Below are 22085 nucleotides of genomic sequence, written 5' to 3'. Positions count from 1 at the left end.
GCGCTCCTTTAATTATGCGCCATTCTTCAAGGCTTCAAGATACTCCCAGCGCTCAAAGGCTTGTTCAAGTTCCTGCTCTGCGTGACTCAAATCGGCCAGAACTTTTTGCGTATGATCATGCGGTTGGCTGAAAAAGGCGGCATCCGCCACCTGCGCCTGCAACGCTTCCAGTTTGGCCTCCAGCTCTTCCAGTAACTGGGGGAGCTGTTCCAGTTCGCGTTGCAGTTTATAGCTTAGTTTGTTACTGCCGCGCTTTACAATTTCTGCTTTCGGGGCAACCACTTCCTCAGTTTTCTTGACGACGGGTTGTTTAAACGCCAGATGCTGTTCCTGCTGACCACGCGCATCATGGTATCCGCCGACATAGCGACCAATCTTACCGCCGCCCTCGAAGATCCAGCACTCGGTCACGGTGTTATCCACAAACTGACGGTCATGGCTCACCAGCAGGACAGTTCCCTGATAGCCGTCAATCAACTCTTCCAGCAGTTCCAGCGTTTCAACGTCCAGATCGTTAGTCGGTTCATCGAGAATCAGCAAATTGCTGGGTTTCAGGAACAAACGAGCCAGTAAGAGACGGTTACGTTCTCCGCCAGACAGGGCGCGAACCGGCGTCATGGCGCGCTTAGGATGGAACAGGAAGTCCTGAAGATAGCCCAGCACATGACGCGGCTTACCGTTAACCAGCACCTCTTGCTTACCTTCAGCAAGGTTATCCATTACGGTTTTATCGGGATCCAGTTCTGCGCGATGCTGATCGAAATAAGCCACTTCCAGCTTCGTGCCGACATGAATACGTCCGCTGTCCGCCTGAAGCTGGCCCAGCATCAGTTTCAGCAACGTGGTTTTCCCGCAGCCGTTAGGGCCAATTAAAGCAATCTTGTCGGCACGCTGCACCTGCGCGGAGAAATCGTTTACCAGCTGCTTGCCGTCAACCTGATAGCTGACGTTTTCCATTTCGAAAACAATCTTGCCGGAGCGGGCCGCTTCTTCGACCTGCATCTTCGCCGTCCCCATCACTTCACGGCGTTCGCTGCGCTCGCGGCGCATCGCTTTCAGGGCGCGTACGCGACCTTCATTGCGGGTACGGCGCGCTTTAATACCCTGGCGGATCCAGACTTCTTCCTGCGCCAGTTTGCGATCAAACTCGGCATTCTGTAACTCTTCCACGCGCAGGGCTTCTTCTTTCTCCAGCAGATACTGATCGTAATCTCCCGGATAAGAAACCAGTTTGCCGCGATCGAGATCGACGATGCGGGTAGCCATATTGCGGATAAACGAACGGTCGTGGGAAATGAAAATAATCGTCCCGTTGAAAGATTTCAGGAACGTTTCCAGCCAGTCGATCGTTTCAATATCCAGGTGGTTGGTCGGCTCATCCAGCAGCAATACGCGAGGGTTGCTGACCAACGCCCTGCCCAGCGCCGCTTTACGCAGCCAGCCGCCGGAAAGCGAAGAGAGCGCCGCGTTAGGATCGAGTCCAAGCTGCGCCAGCACTTCATTAATACGGTTTTCCAGTTGCCACAGGTTGTGGTGGTCGAGCTGTTCCTGCACCCGCGCCATCTCATTGAGATTTTTATCGCTGGGGTCGGTCATCACCAGGCGGGAAATATCGTGGTAACGTTTCAGGTATTCAGCCTGCTCCTCGATCCCTTCCGCAACGAAATCATAAACGCTGCCTTCGACATTACGCGGCGGATCCTGTTGCAGACGCGCGACGATCAGATCCTGCTCGTAAATGATGCGTCCGTCATCCAGTCCCTGTTCGCGGTTGAGGATCTTCATCAGCGTTGACTTCCCGGCGCCATTACGGCCCACCAGGCACACGCGTTCGTTATCCTCGATATGCAGCTCTGCGTTATCGAGAAGCGGCGCGTCGCTAAACGACAGCCATGCGCCATGCATACTGATTAATGACATTTACTTTTCCTTTCAGGCTGCGGTAATCAGCCAGCAGTTGTGGATCTGACGATTACGGGCAAAGTCCTGAGAAAGCGTTTTTTGCGTAATTTCTTGTGCTTTCAGTCCCAGCGCCGCCAGGCCGTCCAGATCCATACGGAATCCGCGTTTGTTGTTGGAGAACATGATCGTGCCCCCTTTGCGCAGCAGACGTTTCAGATCTTTCATTAACACCAGGTGATCGCGCTGCACATCAAACGACTCGTCCATCCGTTTTGAGTTGGAGAACGTCGGTGGATCGATAAAAATCAGATCGAACTGTTCATTCGCCTCACGCAGCCAGCCCAGGCAATCGGCCTGAATCAGGCGATGCGCACGGCCGCTCAGCCCGTTCAGACGCAGGTTACGTTCAGCCCACTCCAGATAGGTACGCGACATGTCCACCGTAGTGGTGCTGCGTGCGCCGCCCAGCCCAGCATGTACGCTGGCGCTGCCGGTATAGGAGAACAGGTTAAGGAAATCTTTGCCTTTGCTCATCTGACCCAGCATCCGGCGTGCAATACGGTGATCGAGGAACAGACCGGTATCAAGATAGTCGGTCAGGTTAACCCATAAACGCGCGTTATATTCGCTGACTTCAATGAACTCACCTTTCTCGTTCATCTTTTGATACTGGCTTTTGCCTTTCTGGCGCTCACGGGTTTTTAACACCAGTTTATTCGGCGCCATCTCCAGTACCAACAGCGTGGCGGCGATGATGTCGAACAGACGCTGACGCGCTTTCTGCGCATCAACCGTTTTCGGCGGCGCATATTCCTGAATCACCACCCACTCGCCGTAGCGATCGACCGCCACATTGTATTCCGGCAGATCGGCATCATACAGGCGATAGCATTCGATCCCTTCCTGGCGCGCCCATTTCTCCAGCTTCTTAATATTTTTGCGCAGGCGGTTGGCGTAATCTTCCGCCACCGTCGCAGGCTTGCTGTCTGGCGTTTTTTTCGCCAGATGATAGTTTTTCTGCACGCAGTCCAGCGGGCCGTTTTTGGCCTTGAATTGCTTATCCGCGCGCAGTTGCAGGCAGTTCAGCAGATCCGGCGAGGCGCTGAACAGCGACAGGCTCCAGCCGCCGAACTGATTTTTCATGGTGCGCCCCAGCAGGCTGTGCAGCGCAATCAGCGCCGGTTCGCTGTCCAGACGCTCACCATACGGCGGGTTGCTGATTACCGTACCGTACGGCCCTTTCGGCAGCGGGTTGCTCAGTTGGGCGACATCTTTTATCTCGAAGGTAATCAACTCACCGATGCCTGCGCGACGGGCGTTGCTGCGCGCACGTTCAATCACGCGGGCATCGCTGTCAGAACCATAAAAATGCGAGCTATATTCCGCAAGCCCTTTACGGGCGCGGGTTTGCGCTTCTGCTTTGACTTCCTGCCAGATAGCCTCATCATGCTGCGCCCAGCCGCTAAAGCCCCAGTGACCACGATGCAGACCCGGCGCGCGATCGGTCGCCCACATTGCGGCCTCGATCAGCAGCGTACCGGAACCACACATCGGGTCGAGCAGCGGCGTTCCCGGCTGCCAGCCGGAACGCATCACGATGGCCGCCGCCAGCGTCTCTTTAATTGGCGCCAGACCGGTACGATCGCGATAGCCGCGCAGGTGCAGGCCATCGCCGCTCAGATCGAGGGCAATGCTGGCAGTGTCTTTGTTCAGCCAGACGTTAACGCGAATATCTGGAGATTCACGATCGACATTAGGACGCGGCAGGTTTTTACGCGTGAACGCATCAACAATCGCATCCTTTACTTTCATCGCACCATACTGGCTGTTGCGAATGGTGTCGTTCAGCCCACTAAAATGCACGGCAAAGGTGGCATCTGGATTAAAAATCTCTGTCCAGTTGATTGCCTGCACGCCGAGGTACAGGTCTAAATCGCTGTAGACCTTGCACTCTCCCATCGGCAGCATAATGCGCGAGGCCAGGCGGCTCCACATTAAACTCTGGTACACAAGCCGCGTGTCGCCCTGAAAATGGACACCACCCTGAACCACCTGGCAATCCGCAGCGCCCAGGTTTTCAAGTTCAGTTTTTAACAGCTCTTCCAGCCCGCGGGCCGTACTGGCAAACAGAGAATTCATATTGTCACTTTTACTCTAAGAAAATTGCTGCGCATTATACACAAAATCTTTCGCGTTGCCTCGCAGCGACAAGCGTGAAGGATGGGGCTTATATAGCTAATCTGGCGCTCATGTCATAAGATTGAAAGCTTATTTTCGTTCGAGGGCTGTACAGTGGTGACGTTAACCCGGCTTTTTATTCATCCGGTCAAATCGATGCGCGGCATCGGCCTGACGCATGCGCTGGCAGACATCAGTGGCCTGGCTTTCGATCGTATCTTTATGGTTACTGAACCTGATGGCACCTTTATTACCGCCCGCCAGTTTCCGCAAATGGTGCGCTTTACGCCTTCTCCGCTACACGACGGATTACATCTTAGCGCCCCGGATGGCAGCAGCGTGGTGGTACGCTTTGCTGATTTCGCCGCGCAGGATGCGCCAACCGAAGTCTGGGGAAACCATTTTACTGCCCGTATCGCCCCGGACGCGATAAATCAGTGGTTAAGCGGATTCTTTTCCCGTGACGTGCAATTACGCTGGGTCGGCTCCCAACTTACGCGCAGAGTCAAACGCCGCGACGATGTGCCGTTGTCATTTGCCGATGGTTATCCCTTTCTGCTGGCCAACGAGGCCTCACTGCGCGACTTACAGCAGCGTTGCCCGGCTGGCGTGAAAATAGAACAGTTTCGCCCCAATCTGGTCGTTTCCGGCGCGGCGCCCTGGGAAGAAGACACCTGGAAGGTCATTCGTATCGGCGACGTCGTCTTTGATGTCGCAAAACCATGCAGCCGTTGTATTTTCACCACCGTCAGCCCTGAGAAAGGGCAAAAGCACCCAACGGGTGAGCCGCTGGCAACCTTGCAAGCCTTTCGCACGGCGCAGGACAACGGCGATGTTGATTTCGGGCAGAACCTGATTGCGCGTAACAGCGGCGTCATTCGCGTAGGCGATGAGGTTGACATTCTCGCAACCGCCCCCGCCAAACCTTATGGCGCCGCAAATTCTGATGATGCGGTGGCGCCGGAAAAACAGCCTGATACGACAGTCACTATCGACTGGCAGGGGCAAACCTTTCGTGGGAATAACCAACAGGTGCTGCTTGAACAACTGGAGAATCAGGGTATCCGCATCCCTTATTCATGTCGGGCCGGGATCTGCGGCAGTTGCCGGATAACGCTGCTGGAAGGCGAAGTGAGTCCGCTGAAAAAATCAGCGATTAACGATGACGGAACGATTCTTAGCTGTAGCTGCGTGCCAAAAACCGCGCTCAGGCTGGGAAATTAAACCGCTTGTTCAAGGCTGAAGCTGGCGAGTCGCTGTTGCGGCTTCAGTCTGTCGTTCATGATCTTAATCGCATCGCCGAGCTGCATAGTGCGTCCAGCCACGACGACACCGGGCTGGGCCAGCAGGCACAGCGCCGCGTTTTCACCCGGCTCAACCACCAGTAAATTCACCTGTTCTTCGGTGTCGCTAAGCCACACGCAGGCGGCATCACCCACCGTTGGCGTCCAGATCTCGCCGTGTGCGACAAAATGCCAGCTTTTTGGCATCTGTGGTTTCAGATAACGGATCGCCACCAGCGCATTGAGCACCAGTTCCGCTTTTTGTTCTTTCGATAATTCGAGGTCGCGACATTTTTCTTCAAAAGAGAAATAGAGCGCGGCGTCATCGACACAAAAACCAGACGGCGAAAATGCATCCGGCGTGAGCATTTTGCGAGCAAAGCGCGAGCGAAATAACATGCCATTGGCTAAATCGAGCATCATTCGGTCATGCTCTTCATCATAATACCAGCGCCAGTTATCGTCAGGTTTAATTCGCATTGTACTCTCTCCCGTTTCCATCACCCTGTTGCAAAAATGTCCTTTTTCACCGCTTCGTTTATTACCTTAATAAGCAAAGCCTAAAATGTTTAAATAAGCAACAATGAAGGAATATAAAACAACCAGGGCCGGAAATAAAGCCCTGGTTGTCTGATAATGAGAGAAAAGAATCAAATATGGGTAACGATTTCTTTAATCAGTTGCGGGCCTTTAAAAATAAAGCCGGAATAAATTTGTACCAGCGTAGCGCCAGCAGCCATCTTCTCACGCGCCGCGATGACAGAATCTATCCCGCCGACGCCAATAATCGGTAACTGTCCTTTCAATTCCTGGGACAGTCGGCGAATAATTTCTGTACTTTTTAACTGTAATGGTCGACCGCTTAAACCACCCGTTTCATCGCAATTTTTCATTCCCTGAACCAGAGAACGATCGAGCGTCGTATTTGTCGCAATCACACCATCAATATTATGGCGAACTAAACTGTCGGCCACCTGGATCAATTCGTCCTCAGAAAGATCCGGGGCGATCTTTACCGCGATCGGAACATATTTATGGTGGATCGTCTGGAGATCATTTTGCTTATTTTTAATTGCCGTCAGCAAATCATCCAGCGCCTCGCCATATTGTAGCGTACGTAACCCTGGGGTATTTGGCGAAGAGATATTAATGGCGATATAACCGGCATATGCATAGATTTTTTCCATACAAATCAGATAGTCATCTTTGCCATTCTCTACCGGCGTATCTTTATTTTTGCCGATATTAATTCCGAGGATACCGTCGAAATGCGCTTTTTTGACATTCTCTACCAGGTTATCAACGCCCAAATTATTAAAGCCCATCCGGTTGATCAACCCTTCGGCATCAACCAGGCGGAAAAGGCGCGGCTTATCGTTACCAGGCTGAGGGCGCGGCGTCACGGTTCCGATCTCAATCGATCCGAATCCCATTGCGCCCAGAGCATCGATGCACTCTCCGTCCTTATCCAGACCCGCAGCAAGGCCGAGCGGATTCTTAAATGTCAGCCCCATGCAGCTTACTGGCTTCGCAGGGACTTTCTGTCGGACAAGCGCTTCCAGCGGCGTGCCTGTTACACGGCGTAATTGCTGAAACGTAAATTCATGAGCGCGCTCTGGATCGAGCTGAAAAAGGGCTTTACGAACGAAGGGGTAGTACATGAACTCTCCTGGATTCCCGGTGTGCAGACCGGGGGCGTATTATGTGCGATATCCAGCAAAAAGGGAATTGACTTGCGGCAATAAATAGCAATCGTTTTCCTTGTTGTCCTCTTTTTATTCAATTTCCAACTTTTCTATCCCGCATAAATCATTTCGGTAAACAAAATCTCTCTGTCAGACTGCACAAATTGTTATCAATGTTAATGAAAATCGAATAATTAGTTATAAGGGGAGATTGAGATTATGCGCGTCATCACTCTGGCGGGAAGCCCACGCTTTCCCTCTCGTTCCAGTGCGTTACTGGAATATTCCCGGGAAAAACTGAACAGTCTGGACGTCGAAGTCAGCCACTGGAATTTGCATAACTTTGACCCCGAAGACTTGCTATATGCGCGTTTCGACAGCCCGGCGTTAAAAACATTTATTGAACAATTACAGGATGCAGACGGACTGATCGTCGCAACGCCGGTTTATAAAGCCGCCTATTCCGGGGCGTTAAAAACGTTGCTCGACCTGCTTCCTGAACGAGCGCTGGAAGGCAAAGCCGTATTACCGCTGGCAACCGGCGGTACTGTCGCCCATTTACTGGCCGTTGACTACGCGCTCAAGCCGGTGCTGAGCGCGCTGAAAGCACAAGAGATCCTGCACGGCGTGTTTGCCGACGATTCCCAGGTGATTGATTACCAGCATAAACCGCAGTTCACCCCTAACTTACAACATCGCCTTGACAGCGCGCTTGAAACATTCTGGCAAGCGTTGCACCGCCGCGATGTGCCGGTTCCCGTCATTCATTCACCACGAGGCGTTGCCCATGTTTAAATTTTTCAGACATCGTCCTCAATGGCTGGCGCTGGCCGGATTGCTCTCGCTTTCGGCCTGGTCACACGCGGCAGAGTCAGCGCCTGACGCACTGCGCATCGGCTATCAGAAAGGCAGCATCAGTATGGTGCTGGCGAAAAGCTACCAACTGCTGGAGAAGCGTTACCCGCAAACCAAAATCTCCTGGGTTGAGTTCCCGGCGGGCCCGCAAATGCTGGAGGCATTGAATGTCGGCAGTATCGATCTCGGCAGTACCGGCGATATCCCCCCTATTTTTGCGCAGGCTGCCGGGGCGGACCTGGTTTATGTTGGCGTTGAGCCTCCCAAACCAAAAGCCGAGGTCATTCTCGTCCCTGAAAACAGTCCGATAAAAACCGTCGCGGATCTGAAAGGACACAAAGTCGCCTTCCAGAAAGGTTCCAGTTCGCACAATCTGCTGTTGCGCGCACTGCAACAGGCCGGACTTAAATTTACCGATATCCAGGCCACATACCTGACGCCAGCAGACGCCCGCGCCGCGTTCCAGCAAGGGAATGTCGATGCGTGGGCAATCTGGGACCCTTACTATTCCGCTGCGCTGTTACAGGGTGGCGTTCGCGTCCTGAAAGACGGGACCGACCTGAAACAAACCGGTTCGTTCTATCTGGCGGCGCGCCCTTATGCCGAAAAGAACGGCAGCTTCATTCAGGGCGTTCTGGACACCTTCAGCCAGGCCGATGCGTTAACAATAAGCCAGCGTGAACAAAGTATCACCCTGCTGGCGAAAACGATGGGATTGCCTGAACCGGTGATTGCCACCTATCTGGATCATCGCCCGCTAACCACCATTACGCCGGTGAGCGCCTCTGTCGCTACCTTGCAGCAGCAAACCGCCGATCTGTTTTACGACAACCGTCTGGTGCCGAAAAAAATCGATATTCGCCAGCGTATCTGGCAGCCCACTCAACAAGAAGGAGCAAAATTATGAGCCTGAATATGTTCTGGTTTTTACCTACCCACGGTGACGGGCATTATCTGGGAACCGAAGCAGGCTCGCGCCCGGTCGATCACGGTTACCTGCAACAAATCGCGCAAACGGCGGACCGCCTGGGCTTTACGGGCGTATTGATCCCAACCGGGCGTTCCTGCGAAGACGCCTGGCTGGTTGCCGCCTCAATGATTCCGGTCACACAGCGACTGAAATTCCTGGTCGCCCTGCGCCCAAGCGTCACGTCGCCAACGGTTGCCGCCCGTCAGGCCGCAACGCTGGACAGACTCTCCAATGGCCGCGCGCTGTTTAATCTGGTTACCGGTAGCGATCCGCAGGAGCTGGCCGGTGACGGCGTCTTCCTTGACCACACCGAACGCTATGAAGCCTCATCCGAGTTTACGCAGGTATGGCGACGCCTGCTGCAAGGCGAGATGGTGGACTTCAACGGTAAACATATTCATGTTCGTGGCGCAAAACTGTTCTTCCCTGCCATTCAGCAACCGTATCCACCGCTCTATTTTGGCGGTTCATCGGATGTCGCGCAGGATCTCGCCGCTGAGCAGGTCGATCTCTATCTTACCTGGGGCGAACCGCCTGCGCAGGTAAAAGAGAAAATTGAACAGGTACGCGCCAAAGCGGCGGCTCGCGGGCGTAAAATCCGTTTCGGCATCCGCCTGCACGTCATTGTGCGTGAAACCAATGAAGAGGCCTGGCGTGCGGCCGATCGCCTGATTGCTCACCTGGATGACGATACGATCGCCAAAGCGCAAGCCGCATTCGCCAGAACGGATTCTGTCGGTCAGCACCGGATGGCCGCGCTGCATAACGGTAAACGTGATCAACTGGAGATCAGCCCTAACTTGTGGGCAGGCGTCGGGCTGGTGCGCGGCGGCGCGGGAACCGCCCTGGTGGGTGATGGCCCGACCGTCGCCGCACGTATTAATGAGTACGCGGCGCTGGGTATCGACAGTTTTGTGCTCTCCGGTTATCCGCATCTGGAAGAAGCCTACAACGTAGGCGAACTGCTGTTCCCGCATCTGGACGTCGCCATCCCGGAAATTCCACAGCCGCAGCCTCTGCATCAGCAAGGCGAAGCGGTTGCCAATGAATTTATCCCCCGTAAAGCCGCGCAGAGTTAAGGAGTACGCCAATGGCAACGCCCACAAACAAATGGTTATTGCGCGTTGCCCCCTGGTTTTTACCGGTGGGCATCGTGGCGGTCTGGCAAATAGCCTCTTCGATGGGCTGGTTGTCAACCCGCATACTCCCCTCTCCCGAAGGGGTGATCGCGGCATTCTGGACACTCTCCGCCAGCGGCGAACTCTGGCAGCATCTGGCCATTAGTTCGTGGCGCGCTTTCATCGGCTTTTCAATTGGCGGTTCTATCGGTCTGACGCTGGGGCTGATCAGCGGTTTGTCGCGGTGGGGAGAACGTCTGCTGGATACTTCAGTACAAATGCTGCGTAACGTGCCGCACCTGGCGCTGATCCCGCTGGTGATTTTATGGTTCGGGATTGATGAAAGCGCGAAGATTTTTCTCGTGGCGCTGGGAACGCTGTTTCCGATTTATATCAATACCTGGCATGGGATTCGTAATATCGATCGAGGTCTGGTGGAGATGGCTCGCAGCTATGGCTTATCCGGCTTCCCGCTGTTTGTGCATGTGATCCTTCCCGGCGCCCTGCCCTCTATTATGGTTGGCGTCCGTTTTGCGCTCGGGTTGATGTGGCTGACGCTGATTGTGGCGGAAACCATTTCGGCGAACGCCGGGATCGGCTATCTGGCGATGAACGCCAGGGAATTCCTGCAAACGGACATCGTCGTGGTCGCGATTATTTTGTATGCCCTGCTCGGTAAACTCGCCGACGTCAGCGCGCAGCTGTTAGAGCGCGTCTGGCTGCGCTGGAATCCTGCTTATTACACGAAAGAGGCAACCGTATGAATACCGCTCGTCTTAATCAGGGAACGCCGCTACTGCTCAACGCGGTAACCAAACAATATGCTGACAACACGGTGCTGAACCAGTTGGATCTGCATATTCCCGCCGGGCAATTTGTGGCGGTGGTTGGACGCAGCGGTGGCGGGAAAAGTACGCTGCTGCGTCTGCTGGCCGGTCTGGAATCCCCTACGGCTGGCGAATTGCTTGCCGGAACAACGCCGCTGGCCGAGATCCAGGACGACACGCGTATGATGTTCCAGGATGCGCGCCTGCTGCCGTGGAAGTCGGTGATCGATAATGTTGGATTGGGTCTGAAAGGCGGCTGGCGGGATGCGGCGCGTCAGGCGCTGGCGGCGGTCGGTCTCGAAAACCGGGCGGCGGAGTGGCCTGCGGCGCTGTCCGGCGGGCAGAAACAGCGTGTCGCGCTGGCCCGCGCGCTGATCCACCGCCCGGGATTACTGCTGCTGGATGAACCTCTCGGCGCGCTGGATGCCCTGACCCGGCTGGAAATGCAGGATTTGATCGTCTCGTTATGGCAAGAACACGGTTTTACAGTGCTGCTGGTCACGCATGACGTCAGCGAGGCCGTGGCGATGGCCGATCGGGTTCTGTTGATCGAGGACGGGAAAATTGGTCTGGACTTGACGGTGGATATCGCGAGGCCACGCCGTCTGGGGACGGTACGTTTAGCGGAACTGGAAGCGGAAGTGTTGGGTCGGGTGATGCAACGTGGCGAAAATGAGGCTCCGCTACGCAAGCACGGTTAAAAAATGCCGGATGGCGCTGTTGCTTATCCGGCCTACACGCAAATGGTAGGCCGGACGCATCCGGCAATATTATCAGGCTAACGCTTTGGTAATCTTCTCGAACAGATCGCCAGAGAGGTTTTCCAGCCCTTTCAGTTGCTCCAGCGCGGCGCGCATTTTTTCCTGGCGCTTCGCATCGTAACGTTTCAGACGAATCAGCGGTTCAATCAGGCGTGATGCCACCTGTGGGTTACGGCTGTTGAGGTCCGTCAGCATTTCGACCAGGAACTGATAGCCGCTGCCGTCTTCAGCATGAAACGCCGCCGGATTGCTCCCGGCAAATGCGCCAATCAACGAACGAATACGGTTCGGGTTGCTCATACTGAAAGAACGATGCTTCAGGAGGCCACGCACCGTTTCCAGCACGTTATCCGCCGGGCTGGTGGATTGCAGGATAAACCATTTATCCATGACCAGTCCGTCCTGATGCCACTTATCATCATACTCCTGCATCAACGCGTCACGGCACGGCAATTGCGCCGCGACCGCCGCCGACAGCGCCGCCAGCGCATCGGTCATATTATTGGCTTCATGGTACTGCTTGCTCACCAGCGTATCCGCCAGGTGGGTTTCACCAAAGGCCAGGAAGCGCAGGCAGGCATTGCGTAGCGTACGCTTGCCAATGTCGGCGTGTTCAACGCGGTACTCATCAAGATGATTCGCGTTATAGATTGCCAGGAACTCGTCTGCCAGTTCCGCCGCCAGAGTGCGGGTCAACGCTTCGCGGACTTCGGCAATCGCCAGCGGATCGATGATCTCGAACAGTTCCGCGATCTCATTCACCGAAGGCAACGTCAGAATTTCCGCCGCCAGCGCCGGATCGATTTTCTCATCCAGCAGAACCGCCCGGAAGGCATCCGCCACATGTACCGGCAGAGACAGCGGCTGCCCCTGCTGGTGGCGCGCAACGTTCAGCTTAATATACGTCGCCAACAGGCTTTGCGCCGCGTCCCAACGTGAGAAGTCATTGCGCGAATGACGCATCAGGAACGTCAGTTGTTGATCGCTCCATTTGTACTCCAGTTTCACCGGCGCAGAGAATTCGCACAGTAGTGCTGGCACCGGCTGGAAATACACATTGTCAAAGACAAAGGTTTGCTCCGCCTGGGTTACATTCAACACGGAATTGACCGGATGACCGCCCTTCTGCAACGGAATAACGTTGCCTTCGTTGTCGTACAGCTCAATCGCGAACGGAATATGCAGCGCTTGCTTTTCAGCCTGATCCGCCGTCGCAGGCGTACGCTGACTAATGGTCAACGTGTACTGTTCCGTTTCCGGGTTATAGTCGTCCCGTACGCTGACAACCGGCGTACCGGACTGGCTGTACCAGCGGCGGAAGTGAGACAAATCGACATTCGACGCATCCTCCATCGCCTGCACAAAGTCATCACAGGTAGCGGCGCTGCCGTCATGACGCTCAAAATAAAGCTGCATCCCTTTCTGGAAATTCGTTTCGCCCAGCAGCGTGTGGATCATGCGAATCACTTCCGCGCCCTTCTCGTAGACGGTCAGGGTGTAGAAGTTGTTCATCTCAATGACCTTATCCGGGCGGATAGGATGCGCCATTGGGCTGGCGTCCTCAGCAAATTGCAGACCGCGCATGGTGCGCACGTTGCTGATGCGGTTCACCGCGCGGGAGCCGAGATCGGAACTGAATTCCTGGTCGCGGAAAACGGTCAGGCCTTCTTTCAGACTCAACTGGAACCAGTCGCGACAGGTAACGCGGTTACCCGTCCAGTTGTGGAAATATTCGTGACCAATAACGCGCTCAATGTCGAGATAATCTTTGTCGGTCGCCGTATCGGTGCGGGCCAGCACATATTTGGAGTTAAAGACGTTCAAACCTTTATTCTCCATCGCGCCCATATTGAAGAAGTCCACCGCCACGATCATGTAGATGTCGAGGTCATACTCCAGGCCGAAACGCTCTTCATCCCATTTCATGGAATTTTTCAGCGAAGTCATCGCCCACGGCGCACGGTCCAGATTGCCGCGATCAACGTACAGTTCCAGCGCCACCTCCCGGCCAGAACGCGTGATGAAGGTATCGCGCAGTACATCGAAATCACCCGCCACCAGCGCAAACAGGTAACAGGGTTTCGGGAACGGGTCCTGCCACTGCACCCAGTGACGGCCATTATCCAGTTCACCCTGCGCAATACGGTTGCCGTTGGAAAGCAGGAACGGATATCTGGATTTATCGGCGATGATTTTGGTGGTAAACCGCGCCAGCACATCCGGGCGGTCGAGATACCAGGTTATGTGGCGGAAACCTTCCGCTTCACACTGCGTACACAGCGCGTCGCCTGACTGGTACAGGCCTTCCAGCGCCGTGTTCGCCGCCGGGCTGATCTCATTCACAATGCGCAGGGTAAAGCGCTCGGGCAGGCTGCCGATCACCAGCTCGCCCTCTTCTTCTTTGTAGTCGGTCCACGGCGCATCGTTTACATGGAGGGATACCAGTCGCAGATCTTCACCGCTCAGGCGAAGGGGCGCATCAGATGCGCCATGACGGACAGCCTGACTCAGTGCTGTAACGACGGTTTTCTCAGCATCCAGGTCAAAGGTCAAATCAATGTCAGTAATCTGGTAATCCGGGGCACGGTAGTCGTGACGGTATTTGGCTTGTGGCTGTTGTGTCATAAAAAACCTTTAGCATCTTTTGTAGAGTCCCGACTCCAGTCTATTCCTGTTGTCGAAATCGCGCTATGCAGAATGTTCATCTTTTCAGACACAAACACTCTTTTTGCTACATTTTTATAACATAAAGGCGTCACGTTTAAAATCACGGAGGCCGTTCAGGCGCCCGCCAGCCAAATGAAAACGTCACATCGCCAGTACAATGAGAACCACAGGCTTAAATCTCAAAACTTGATTTATGACCAAGCCTCATTTCAAAGGCATTTCTTAGCGTAGTCGTTACCTTTTCAAAATCGTGTAACTTTTCAGTGTCATTAAAACAGGCCTGTGCGGTGCCATTTGACAGCGTCTTGATGGCCTCGTTTATGTTACTGGACGACAAATTGAAATATACTCCACGCCCTTCCGGGTTCTTAGGATTAAAGTTACCGTGGGCCAGTTGCCAGTACCTGAATAAATACTGCGTTAAACATAATGGCTCTCTGAACCTTTTACTTGATGATTTTTTCAACAACTCCTCTTCGGCCTGCCATATCTCAGTGAATGTACTTTTCAGGAATGGCTGCGGAAGATGCTTACCGTAGAAGCCTTCAAAATAACTTGCACGACGGTTCATAAAATTTTTCAACAGACCTTTTTTATAACGTAAGCTATAGTATTTACGTCTGTTTTCTTTGATTATTGTCTTTTTATTAATATGCGTATTTAAAACACTGACATTAAGAAATTCTGACGACCTCATTATGATCTCGTCTTTATTTTTAGGTGATTGTTTTTTTATGATGAGGAAGTCATTAGGATAGCCATTATCAAAATAAAAATCTTCCCGCAAAGGAGAGGTAATGAACGTATCGTCATTAAATAAAACAAATTTATTACTGAGATCTTTTATCCGATGAAGATTTAGCTCTATCGTATTAGAGTTGAACGTTGGTAAATATTCAGACGGAATAAACTCATCATGAAAGACAATATTTAATTTTTCATGTTCTACATTGATCCATGACGGAATTTGTCCACAGGTAACCAAATGTACTTTTCTTACCCATGGCGCATATTTTTCGACACATCTGAACCAATATTTAAAGATACCCATATCCCTGAACCGCGCAGGGTGGACGGCTCTCTCACCGTGGCTACCTTTTCCTTTGAACTCAGTAAACTTTTCTTGCCAGGCTACATCGGTTGAATCAACCCATAAAACAACAAAATCAATATCACTCATCGTTTTTATCTCAAATAATCATTGCGCTCATAAAATATAACAAGTCCGAAAGGCTATTTTTAACCCCATCAAGGCAAAGGCAAACAAGATGAGCACGGTTAAATTGCCTGACGATGAACCCGCCGGAGCGGTGAGTCGCGCATAAATAATCAGGTAATAAAAGCATCAGCCGGGCACGTTTTCATACCCTTTAAGCCTTTGAGAATAAAGATTCAATATTGATAAGCCCAGGTAATAGAGGGTTTTCCTGGGTTCGAACAGGCTCTGCGATACTTTATCGCGAAAATGATACATGACGGATTCAGATGAAATCAAGGACAGAAGTCATAGAATCGCCCTGTTATCCGGTAATGCAGAATGATTTTTGAAGAAAAAATAAACGATAAGATGATTCTTACACGTCGATATTTCACGATCTGATCAATTTGATTATTGGGGGCGGGATGAACATTGTCTCCACCAGCCCCTCGGGGCGCGGCATCGGGGGCTAACAGTGATTAAATTCAAAGAGTTAATAGCATACGTTCTACATTTTCATAACACGCGGCACGAAATGCACTCGACCGCAAAGACAGCTTATGTTGTGATCGGGGTTCAATAAATCGCTAAACAAGGTATACTCCAGCGGTTTTCTTAGTTGTTTATTGTACTAAACGCTCCCGTGAGAGGATGCTACTGCGCACCTATGACACAATTCGCTTCTCCTGTTCTGCACTCGTTGCTGGATACAGACGCTTATAAGTTGCATATGCAGCAAGCCGTTTTTCACCACTACTATGATGTGCATGTAGCGGCTGAATTTCGTTGCCGTGGTGACGACCTGCTCGGTATTTACGCCGACGCTATTCGCGAGCAGGTGAATGCAATGCAACACCTGCAACTTCAGGAGGACGAGTTCCAGTGGCTCTCCGGCCTGCCCTTCTTTAAAGCTGATTATCTCAACTGGTTACGTGACTTCCGCTATAACCCGGAACAGGTCTGCGTGACTAACGATAACGGGAAGCTAAACATCCGCTTAACCGGTCCGTGGCGCGAAGTCATCATGTGGGAAGTCCCGCTGTTGGCGGTGATCAGCGAACTGGTGCACCGTTACCGCTCGCCGGAAATGGGTGTGGCGCAGGCGCTTGATGCGCTGGAGAGTAAACTCGTCGATTTCTCTGCATTAACCGCCGATCTCGATATGTCCCGCTTCCATCTGATGGATTTCGGCACCCGTCGCCGTTTCTCTCGCGAAGTGCAGCAGGCCATCGTCAAACGCCTTCAGCAGGAACCGTGGTTTGTCGGCACCAGTAACTACGATCTCGCCCGTCGGCTGTCGCTTACGCCTATGGGCACACAGGCGCATGAATGGTTCCAGGCGCATCAGCAAATCAGCCCGGATCTGGCAACCAGTCAGCGCGCAGCTCTCGCCGCCTGGCTGAATGAATACCCTAACCAGCTCGGTATCGCGCTGACGGACTGCATCACGATGGACGCTTTCTTACGCGACTTCGGCACCGAATTTGCCACGCGTTATCAGGGCTTGCGCCACGATTCTGGCGATCCGGTTGAATGGGGTGAAAAAGCCATCGCCCATTACCAGAAGCTGGGCATTGACCCGCTGAGTAAGACGCTGGTCTTCTCAGATAACCTCGATCTGAAGAAAGCGGTCGATCTCTATCGTCACTTCTCTTCACGCGTGCAGTTGAGCTTTGGTATTGGCACCCGTCTGACCTGCGATATCCCACAGGTGAAGCCGCTCAATATTGTCATCAAGCTGGTGGAATGTAACGGCAAACCGGTCGCCAAATTGTCAGACAGCCCGGGGAAAACAATCTGTCATGACAAAGCTTTTGTGCGTGCATTACGTAAAGCTTTTGACCTTCCTCATATAAAGAAAGCCAGTTAATCATTGTTGGCCGGATAACGCGCTTAGCCGCTATCCGGTCGACAGAAAGCGCGTCTTATCGCGACTTTGCTTCCCTTTTCATGTTTATTTCCGAAATCTTTCGTTCCAGCTGCGAATTCTGCTTGTCTGATTGCAGATGCCAGGTAACATAGGTATCCCCCCAAGCAGGGTGGACAAGTGTTTATTTTTTCCGACTATTAACAGAGAGAATATTATGAGCGTTGTGCCTGTAGCCGACGTACTCCAGGGCCGCGTAGCCGTTGACAGCGAAGTCACCGTGCGCGGATGGGTGCGTACCCGCCGAGATTCAAAAGCTGGCATCTCCTTCCTCGCCGTTTATGACGGTTCCTGCTTTGATCCTGTACAGGCTGTCATTAATAATTCTCTGCCCAATTACAATGAAGACGTATTGCGTCTGACAACCGGCTGCTCGGTTATCGTCACGGGTAAAGTCGTTGCGTCTCCAGGACAAGGGCAAAGTTTTGAAATTCAGGCCACCACGGTTGAAGTAACCGGTTGGGTTGAAGATCCTGATACCTATCCGATGGCGGCAAAACGCCACAGTATCGAATATCTGCGTGAAGTCGCGCACCTGCGTCCGCGCACCAATATGATTGGCGCAGTCGCGCGCGTGCGCCATACGCTGGCGCAAGCGCTGCACCGTTTCTTTGACGAGCAGGGTTTCTTCTGGGTTTCGACGCCGTTGATTACCGCCTCCGATACCGAAGGCGCGGGTGAAATGTTCCGTGTATCAACATTGGATCTGGAAAACCTGCCGCGTAACGACCAGGGCAAAGTCGATTTTGATAAAGACTTCTTTGGTAAAGAATCCTTCCTGACCGTATCCGGCCAGTTGAACGGTGAAACCTATGCGTGCGCCCTGTCCAAAATCTATACCTTTGGCCCTACATTCCGTGCAGAAAACTCCAACACCAGCCGCCACCTGGCTGAGTTCTGGATGCTGGAGCCGGAAGTCGCCTTTGCCAACCTGAATGACGTAGCTGGCCTTGCCGAAGCGATGCTGAAATACGTCTTCAAAGCCGTACTGGATGAACGCGCGGATGATATGAAATTCTTCGCCGAGCGTGTCGATAAAGATGCGATTTCTCGTCTGGAACGTTTTATTGATGCAGACTTCGCCCAGGTTGATTACACCGATGCGGTCACAATTCTGGAAAACTGCGGTAGGAAATTCGAAAACCCGGTTTACTGGGGTGTGGATCTCTCCTCTGAGCACGAACGCTATCTGGCAGAAGAGCACTTTAAAGCGCCAGTGGTAGTGAAAAACTACCCGAAAGACATTAAAGCGTTTTATATGCGCCTTAACGAAGACGGTAAAACCGTGGCGGCAATGGATGTTCTGGCGCCGGGCATTGGTGAAATCATTGGGGGTTCCCAGCGTGAAGAGCGTCTGGATGTACTGGATGCCCGTATGGCGGAAATGAGCCTGAATAAAGAAGATTACTGGTGGTATCGCGATCTGCGCCGCTACGGTACTGTTCCGCATTCAGGTTTCGGTCTCGGCTTCGAGCGTCTGATCGCTTATGTCACCGGCGTGCAAAACGTTCGTGATGTGATTCCGTTCCCGCGTACTCCACGTAACGCCAGTTTCTGATTTTAGAAGGCCAGCTTTGCTGGCCTTTTTCTCTCTCAGAATGTCAAGTTTTATGGATAAGAAGTAAACAAATCTAAAAACAAGCCCCTCAGCTCCCCCTTCCTGTTACCTGATATTTCATTGCAACATCTCAGTACAAAAAATAATCCCTCCGATCATTGCGGATTAGTTTTTCCTCACCTGATAGCATAATTTTTAATCAATCGCACGGCATTCCAGACGTCTGAAAAAAGTTATCAATCACACCCTCGTTCAATCACATTTGCAGTAAGTGCTATGTTTAGAAAAATTAAACATAAGGAAATCATATAAATAGAAATAAAAATGGGAAATGGTGGCTGAAATTGGCCCGAAATTTGAAGTCGTTCACAAAGCGCCAAAAATAAAACATTTAGTTACACATTTTTTCTTTTTGAAACCAATTCTTTATCTTTGTAGCACTTTCACGGTAGCGAAACGGTGGTTTGAATGGAAAGATGCTTGTCAGACACATAAAGACACCAAACTCTCATCAATAGTTCCGTAAATTTTTATTGACAGAATTTATTGGCGGCAGTGGCAGGTGTCATATAAAAACCAATGAGGGTAATAAATAATGATGAAGCGTAATATCCTGGCAGTGGTAATCCCTGCCCTGCTGGCAGCTGGCGCCGCAAACGCAGCCGAAGTGTACAACAAAGATGGCAATAAACTGGACCTCTACGGTAAAGCGGTAGGTCTGCACTACTTCTCTAAAGACAACGGCAAAAACAGCTACGGCGGTGATGGCGACCAGACCTATGCACGTCTGGGTTTTAAAGGTGAAACCCAGATCAACGATCAACTGACCGGTTACGGCCAGTGGGAATACCAGTTCAGCGGTAACAGATCCGAAGGTGGTTCTGACTCTCAGAAAGGCAACAAAACCCGTCTGGCATTCGCAGGTCTGAAACTCGGCGATGCGGGTTCTCTGGACTACGGTCGTAACTACGGTATCGTTTACGATGCACTGGGCTACACCGATATGCTGCCAGAATTTGGTGGTGACACCGCATACAGCGACAACTTCTTCGTTGGCCGTGTTGGCGGTGTGGCAACCTACCGTAACTCCAACTTCTTCGGCCTGGTTGACGGCCTGAACTTCGGTGTTCAGTATCTGGGCAAAAACGAGCGCGCAAGCAACTACGTTGTTAACGCAGACGATTCCAGTAACTTCAGCGACGTACAGCGCTCTAACGGCGACGGCTGGGGTGCATCTCTGAGCTATGAATTCGAAGGCTTTGGTATCGTTGGTGCTTACGGTGCCGCTGACCGCACCAACGCTCAGCAAGATTCTCGCCTTGCTGGTCGTGGTAAAACCGCTGAGCAGTGGGCTACTGGTCTGAAATACGACGCCAACAATATCTACCTGGCAGCCAACTACGGTGAAACCCGTAACGCCACGGCTATCGACGGCGGCTTCGCCAACAAAACTCAGGACATCCTGTTAGTTGCTCAGTATCAGTTCGACTTCGGTCTGCGTCCGTCCATCGCTTACACCAAGTCCAAAGCCAAAAACGTTGAAGGCGTGGGTAGCGAAGATCTGGTCAACTACGTAGAAGTTGGCGCGACTTACTACTTCAACAAAAACATGTCCACCTATGTTGACTACATCATCAACCAGATTGATTCTGACAACAAACTGGGCGTAGGCTCTGACGACACGGTTGCTGTAGGTATCGTTTACCAGTTCTAATCAGCAGACCTCTTTGTTAAATGCCTAAAAAACAGGACTTCGGTCCTGTTTTTTTATGTCTGCCAGCAAAATCTGGCGTCTTAAAAAAACACTCAGGCTTTTTGTCACTAACAGTTGGCATTTTGTAAATCTGCCGTTAACCTGATTACGGATTTCCCTTCTGTAACCACAATGGAACCTCGTCATGTTTGAGAACATTACCGCCGCCCCTGCCGACCCTATTCTGGGCCTGGCCGATCTGTTTCGTGTCGATGACCGTCCCGGAAAAATTAACCTTGGTATCGGTGTCTATAAAGATGAGACAGGCAAAACGCCGGTGTTAACCAGCGTTAAAAAAGCCGAGCAGTATTTACTGGAAAATGAAACCACCAAAAACTATCTCGGTATTGATGGTATTCCAGAATTCGGCCGTTGCACGCAGGAATTACTGTTTGGCAAAGGTAGCGCGCTGATCAATGACAAACGCGCTCGCACCGCGCAAACGCCAGGCGGTACTGGCGCGCTCCGTGTTGCCGCGGACTTCCTGGCAAAAAATACGGCGGTAAAACGCGTGTGGGTAAGTAATCCAAGCTGGCCAAACCATAAGGGCGTGTTTAATTCCGCCGGTCTGGAAGTGTGCGAATACGCTTATTACGATGCAGAAAACCACGCGCTTGATTTCGATGCCTTGCTAGCAAGCCTCAATAACGCGCAGGCTGGTGACGTCGTTCTGTTCCATGGCTGCTGCCATAACCCAACCGGTATCGATCCGACGCTGGAACAGTGGCAAACGCTGGCTCAGCTTTCTGTCGAAAAAGGCTGGCTGCCGCTGTTTGACTTCGCCTATCAGGGTTTTGCTCGCGGTCTGGAAGAGGACGCGGAAGGTCTGCGTGCGTTCGCAGCGTTGCATAAAGAGCTGATCGTCGCCAGTTCCTACTCTAAAAACTTTGGCCTGTATAACGAGCGTGTCGGTGCCTGTACGCTGGTTGCCGCAGATGCAGAAACCGTTGACCGCGCATTCAGCCAGATGAAATCCGCCATTCGCGCCAACTACTCTAACCCTCCGGCACACGGCGCATCCGTTGTAGCGACTATCCTGAGCAACGATGCCCTGCGTGCTATCTGGGAACAGGAACTGACCGATATGCGCCAGCGTATTCAGCGCATGCGTCTGTTGTTCGTCAATACGTTGCAGGAAAAAGGCGCAAATCGCGATTTCAGCTTTATCACCAAACAGAATGGCATGTTCTCATTCAGCGGCCTGACGAAAGAGCAGGTACTGCGTCTGCGTGAAGAGTTTGGCGTATATGCGGTGGCTTCTGGTCGCGTCAACGTGGCTGGAATGACGCCGGATAACATGGCTCCGCTGTGCGAAGCCATTGTCGCCGTACTGTAAGTATCATAGCGCCAGGTAGTGCCTGGCGCTTACCCGGCCTACAGTGGTTTCCCATTGCAGGCCGGAC

General features: G+C 52.4%; 16 protein-coding genes. 10 read left to right on the top strand and 6 right to left on the bottom strand.

All coding sequences use genetic code 11. The features are described 5' to 3' along the window. Nucleotides 1-12: 12 nt before the first annotated feature. Both OGV50_RS11310 and rlmKL read right to left on the bottom strand, forming a co-directional pair. Entirely contained in the window at nucleotides 13-1920 is a 1908-nt protein-coding gene (locus OGV50_RS11310) for an ABC transporter ATP-binding protein (RefSeq protein WP_024130472.1), read from the bottom strand. A 12-nt stretch (nucleotides 1921-1932) separates the two neighbouring features. Further along, nucleotides 1933-4041, bottom strand: coding sequence for a bifunctional 23S rRNA (guanine(2069)-N(7))-methyltransferase RlmK/23S rRNA (guanine(2445)-N(2))-methyltransferase RlmL (gene rlmKL / locus OGV50_RS11305; RefSeq protein ID WP_200092425.1), 2109 nt, complete (start codon nucleotides 4039-4041; stop codon nucleotides 1933-1935). Nucleotides 4042-4194: 153 nt separating this feature from the next. Here rlmKL and OGV50_RS11300 point away from each other — a divergent pair, with 153 nt between their 5' ends. Beyond that, nucleotides 4195-5304 (top strand): YcbX family protein, encoded by a 1110-nt coding sequence (locus tag OGV50_RS11300; protein WP_200092410.1) that lies wholly within the window; start codon nucleotides 4195-4197, stop codon nucleotides 5302-5304. On the opposite strand, the gene zapC is transcribed toward OGV50_RS11300, so the two are convergent. Beyond that, nucleotides 5301-5843 (bottom strand): cell division protein ZapC, encoded by a 543-nt coding sequence (zapC, locus tag OGV50_RS11295; protein ID WP_024130474.1) that lies wholly within the window; start codon nucleotides 5841-5843, stop codon nucleotides 5301-5303. The two genes, OGV50_RS11300 and zapC, sit on opposite strands and share 4 nt — an antisense overlap. Nucleotides 5844-6013: 170 nt before the next feature. Continuing rightward, nucleotides 6014-7024 carry a quinone-dependent dihydroorotate dehydrogenase gene (gene pyrD / locus OGV50_RS11290; RefSeq protein WP_049009865.1) on the bottom strand — a complete coding sequence of 337 codons (1011 nt, stop codon included), beginning with the start codon at nucleotides 7022-7024 and terminating at the stop codon, nucleotides 6014-6016. A gap of 243 nt (nucleotides 7025-7267) precedes the next feature. Here pyrD and ssuE point away from each other — a divergent pair, with 243 nt between their 5' ends. Genes ssuE through ssuB form a run of 5 tightly spaced genes read left to right on the top strand, consistent with a single transcriptional unit; the run spans nucleotide 7268 to nucleotide 11519 of the window. After that, the gene (ssuE, locus tag OGV50_RS11285; protein WP_012132980.1) at nucleotides 7268-7843 is read left to right on the top strand and encodes an NADPH-dependent FMN reductase; all 576 of its coding nucleotides are present in this window, start codon (nucleotides 7268-7270) and stop codon (nucleotides 7841-7843) included. After that, nucleotides 7836-8810 (top strand): sulfonate ABC transporter substrate-binding protein, encoded by a 975-nt coding sequence (locus OGV50_RS11280; RefSeq protein ID WP_286488543.1) that lies wholly within the window; start codon nucleotides 7836-7838, stop codon nucleotides 8808-8810. Before ssuE ends, OGV50_RS11280 begins: the two co-directional genes overlap by 8 nt. Beyond that, on the top strand, nucleotides 8807-9952 hold the full coding sequence (ssuD, locus tag OGV50_RS11275) for an FMNH2-dependent alkanesulfonate monooxygenase (RefSeq protein ID WP_286488542.1): 1146 nt from the start codon (nucleotides 8807-8809) through the stop codon (nucleotides 9950-9952). Before OGV50_RS11280 ends, ssuD begins: the two co-directional genes overlap by 4 nt. An 11-nt stretch (nucleotides 9953-9963) precedes the next feature. Beyond that, the gene (ssuC, locus tag OGV50_RS11270; RefSeq protein ID WP_012132983.1) at nucleotides 9964-10755 is read left to right on the top strand and encodes an aliphatic sulfonate ABC transporter permease SsuC; all 792 of its coding nucleotides are present in this window, start codon (nucleotides 9964-9966) and stop codon (nucleotides 10753-10755) included. Further along, on the top strand, nucleotides 10752-11519 hold the full coding sequence (ssuB, locus tag OGV50_RS11265; protein ID WP_200092396.1) for an aliphatic sulfonates ABC transporter ATP-binding protein: 768 nt from the start codon (nucleotides 10752-10754) through the stop codon (nucleotides 11517-11519). Before ssuC ends, ssuB begins: the two co-directional genes overlap by 4 nt. A 72-nt stretch (nucleotides 11520-11591) precedes the next feature. Here the strand turns inward: ssuB and pepN are convergent, their stop codons facing one another. Next, nucleotides 11592-14204, bottom strand: a complete 2613-nt coding sequence (gene pepN, locus OGV50_RS11260) for an aminopeptidase N (RefSeq protein ID WP_058668969.1) — start codon at nucleotides 14202-14204, stop codon at nucleotides 11592-11594. A gap of 214 nt (nucleotides 14205-14418) precedes the next feature. Then, nucleotides 14419-15426 (bottom strand): stealth family protein, encoded by a 1008-nt coding sequence (locus OGV50_RS11255; protein WP_012132987.1) that lies wholly within the window; start codon nucleotides 15424-15426, stop codon nucleotides 14419-14421. 685 nt (nucleotides 15427-16111) lie between these two features. On the opposite strand from OGV50_RS11255, the gene pncB reads away from it, so the two are divergent. The 4 genes from pncB to aspC all read left to right on the top strand — a co-directional run bounded on the left by pncB (nucleotide 16112) and on the right by aspC (nucleotide 22018). Continuing rightward, a complete protein-coding gene (gene pncB, locus OGV50_RS11250; protein WP_071258278.1) occupies nucleotides 16112-17314 on the top strand; it encodes a nicotinate phosphoribosyltransferase in 1203 nt (400 codons plus the stop codon). 214 nt (nucleotides 17315-17528) lie between these two features. Continuing rightward, nucleotides 17529-18929 carry an asparagine--tRNA ligase gene (asnS, locus tag OGV50_RS11245; protein ID WP_200092393.1) on the top strand — a complete coding sequence of 467 codons (1401 nt, stop codon included), beginning with the start codon at nucleotides 17529-17531 and terminating at the stop codon, nucleotides 18927-18929. 595 nt (nucleotides 18930-19524) lie between these two features. After that, a complete protein-coding gene (ompF, locus tag OGV50_RS11240) occupies nucleotides 19525-20643 on the top strand; it encodes a porin OmpF (protein WP_047457749.1) in 1119 nt (372 codons plus the stop codon). A 184-nt stretch (nucleotides 20644-20827) separates the two neighbouring features. Then, nucleotides 20828-22018: an aspartate transaminase gene (aspC, locus tag OGV50_RS11235; RefSeq protein WP_104868835.1), complete on the top strand. Its 1191-nt coding sequence runs from the start codon at nucleotides 20828-20830 to the stop codon at nucleotides 22016-22018. Nucleotides 22019-22085: the final 67 nt, after the last annotated feature.

Origin of the sequence: Citrobacter sp. CK180 (genome assembly GCF_030333655.1) — a bacterium.
Classification (GTDB): domain Bacteria; phylum Pseudomonadota; class Gammaproteobacteria; order Enterobacterales; family Enterobacteriaceae; genus Citrobacter_B; species Citrobacter_B koseri.
This window is presented reverse-complemented; position numbering and strand designations above follow the sequence as displayed.

Coding starts and splice junctions, on each gene's coding strand:
- OGV50_RS11310 (WP_024130472.1), bottom strand. CDS start 1,920: ATGTCATTAATCAGTATGCATGGCGCATGGCTGTCGTTTAGCGACGCG.
- rlmKL (WP_200092425.1), bottom strand. CDS start 4,041: ATGAATTCTCTGTTTGCCAGTACGGCCCGCGGGCTGGAAGAGCTGTTA.
- zapC (WP_024130474.1), bottom strand. CDS start 5,843: ATGCGAATTAAACCTGACGATAACTGGCGCTGGTATTATGATGAAGAG.
- pyrD (WP_049009865.1), bottom strand. CDS start 7,024: ATGTACTACCCCTTCGTTCGTAAAGCCCTTTTTCAGCTCGATCCAGAG.
- ssuE (WP_012132980.1), top strand. CDS start 7,268: ATGCGCGTCATCACTCTGGCGGGAAGCCCACGCTTTCCCTCTCGTTCC.
- OGV50_RS11280 (WP_286488543.1), top strand. CDS start 7,836: ATGTTTAAATTTTTCAGACATCGTCCTCAATGGCTGGCGCTGGCCGGA.
- ssuD (WP_286488542.1), top strand. CDS start 8,807: ATGAGCCTGAATATGTTCTGGTTTTTACCTACCCACGGTGACGGGCAT.
- ssuC (WP_012132983.1), top strand. CDS start 9,964: ATGGCAACGCCCACAAACAAATGGTTATTGCGCGTTGCCCCCTGGTTT.
- ssuB (WP_200092396.1), top strand. CDS start 10,752: ATGAATACCGCTCGTCTTAATCAGGGAACGCCGCTACTGCTCAACGCG.
- pepN (WP_058668969.1), bottom strand. CDS start 14,204: ATGACACAACAGCCACAAGCCAAATACCGTCACGACTACCGTGCCCCG.
- OGV50_RS11255 (WP_012132987.1), bottom strand. CDS start 15,426: ATGAGTGATATTGATTTTGTTGTTTTATGGGTTGATTCAACCGATGTA.
- pncB (WP_071258278.1), top strand. CDS start 16,112: ATGACACAATTCGCTTCTCCTGTTCTGCACTCGTTGCTGGATACAGAC.
- asnS (WP_200092393.1), top strand. CDS start 17,529: ATGAGCGTTGTGCCTGTAGCCGACGTACTCCAGGGCCGCGTAGCCGTT.
- ompF (WP_047457749.1), top strand. CDS start 19,525: ATGATGAAGCGTAATATCCTGGCAGTGGTAATCCCTGCCCTGCTGGCA.
- aspC (WP_104868835.1), top strand. CDS start 20,828: ATGTTTGAGAACATTACCGCCGCCCCTGCCGACCCTATTCTGGGCCTG.